The sequence below is a fragment of the Pseudomonas sp. 05N434 genome, from assembly GCF_056396965.1.
Genome location: NZ_JBFTMK010000720.1, coordinates 1 through 2,041, shown reverse-complemented (window position 1 = coordinate 2,041; position 2,041 = coordinate 1). Strand labels below are relative to the sequence as shown.

2 protein-coding genes are annotated in these 2,041 nt (G+C 47.8%); both read left to right on the top strand.

Features of this window, described 5'->3' with window-relative positions:
- Positions 1-61 precede the first annotated feature (61 nt).
- Complete coding sequence (locus tag AC1DLB_RS28560; protein WP_477743966.1) at positions 62-1,207, top strand: trans-sulfuration enzyme family protein; 1,146 nt, start codon at positions 62-64, stop codon at positions 1,205-1,207.
- A 61-nt stretch (positions 1,208-1,268) separates the two neighbouring features.
- The coding region (locus tag AC1DLB_RS28555; protein WP_477786142.1) for an aminotransferase class I/II-fold pyridoxal phosphate-dependent enzyme at positions 1,269-2,041 on the top strand (773 nt) is incomplete at its 3' end.

Here is a 2,041-nt window from a genome sequence, read left to right as displayed (position 1 = left end):
CCATTGGGTATGAGGGCAAGCAGAACATGTATGAGCAGGTTATCAAACTGGTGAGCAAATCATGAATGTGTCTACTGAAATTCTCCATATCAGGGTCGATGACCGAGAAGCCCATCCATCCGTGACGCCTATTTATCAGTGCAGCGCTTTTAGCGCTGACTCGGCGTTCTTCTACTCGAGAAAAGCCAATCCCAATGTGACTGAGCTGGAACAGGTTGTCGCTGCACTGGAAGGAAGCGAATACGCCTTGGCCTACAGCACCGGAATGAGTGCCATCTACATGGTGCTGGAGCTGCTGAAACCCGGTGGGTCGCTGGTGATCAACAAATATATCTATGGCTGTTCTTATAAGCTGTTTCAGCGATATGCGGCACGTATCGGTGCGAAACTGACGATTCTGGATCTCACCACGGAAAGTGGATTGAAAGAGTTGCCGTCGGACGTGGACATGGTCATTTTCGAAACACCGACCAATCCCTTTCTGAAAGACATTGATATTCATGCGGTCAGCAAGGTGGTTAAGCAAAACAACCCACACGCTCTGGTGGTCGTTGACAACACGTGGGCCACTCCGATATTTCAAAAGCCTCTGAACTTCGGCGCGGATATTTCTCTGTACAGCGCAACGAAGTATTTCTCCGGGCATAGCGATGTCATGGGCGGCCTGGTACTCGTCAACAATGAAATGATTTATACGCGCCTCCTCGAAGGCCGCTTTTACTCAGGCTCAATATTAGCGCCTAATAGCGCATGGCTGCTCCGCAGAAGCATGCAGACATTTAACCTGCGCATGGAGAAACACAGCAACACAACCTCCAGCATGCTCAACTATCTACGGGAACTGCCCTTTATTGAGCATGTATATTATCCACGAGTCGATGATAAACAATTGACCGGCTACGGTGGCATTGTGTTTGTTGATGTTCGGCCCGATCTGGTCCCCTTTTACAAAACCTTCAGCAGCTCCCTCAAATGGTTTGGAACGGGTACGGGAATGGCCTGTGTCACGTCAATGGTTGCGCAACCCTTTAGTGGAAGCCATGCCTCGATGACCGAGCAGGAAAAAGCGGATATGGGGATTGAAAAGGGGTTGGTACGATTGTGTTTTGGTTTAGAGGCCCTTGAGGATCTTAAAGAGGATCTGCTTCAGGCATTTGTGGCCATGGAAAATATGGCCAATCAAAAAAGTGCACTTAAACCTGCGTAACAGATGTTAATCATGCGCAACGAGCCTTCAACGGCTCGTTGCTTTTTATGGAGAAGCGAGATTGCCCAGCGTACTCGAAAAAACGATATTCGAAGACCCTACTCTGAACGTTATCCATCTTCTAAATTCCATTTCCAGTGAAAATCCAGAGGCAATCTCTCTGGCTTCCGGTCGACCTGACGACGAGCAATGCGACCTGTCCCTCATCGATAAAGGGCTGGCCAGCTATGCACGATACGCCGTCAATCCGGAACACTCGCTTGCGACACTACTTTGCCAATATGGAAAAACCACCGGAATTATCAACGGCATAATAGCCGAACACTTGCAGGTGGATGAAGGCATAAAAATTTTCAACCCTGAAAGTATTGTCGTGTGTATGGGGTTTCAGGAAGCTGCGACCTTGACACTGCTATCAATTTTTGAAGGAGGTGGTGTTTTATTAGTGCCTGACCCTGTGTTTTCCGGAATAACGGGGATTGCGAAATTATTAAGAATAAAAATTGTACCCGTTCCCGAGGACACCTTCCTCGATCCATCTGCCCTGCGCAAGGTAGCTGAAGATCTTGAGTCCAGGGGGGAAAAGGTAAAAGCGCTGTACGCGATTTCAGATTTTAGTAACCCTACTGCTAACAGCTTGTCCTATGAAGACAGAAAGGCCATGCTCTCCTTGGCCAATGAAATGAATTTTTTTATCCTGGAGGATAATGCCTACAGCTACTTCAGGTACGAGGGAGATAAAATCCCCTTGATGAAGTCAATCGACAGTAGTCGAGTATTCCTTCTTGGCTCTTTTGCGAAGTCAATTTTTCCGGGATTGCGTATGGGCTATGT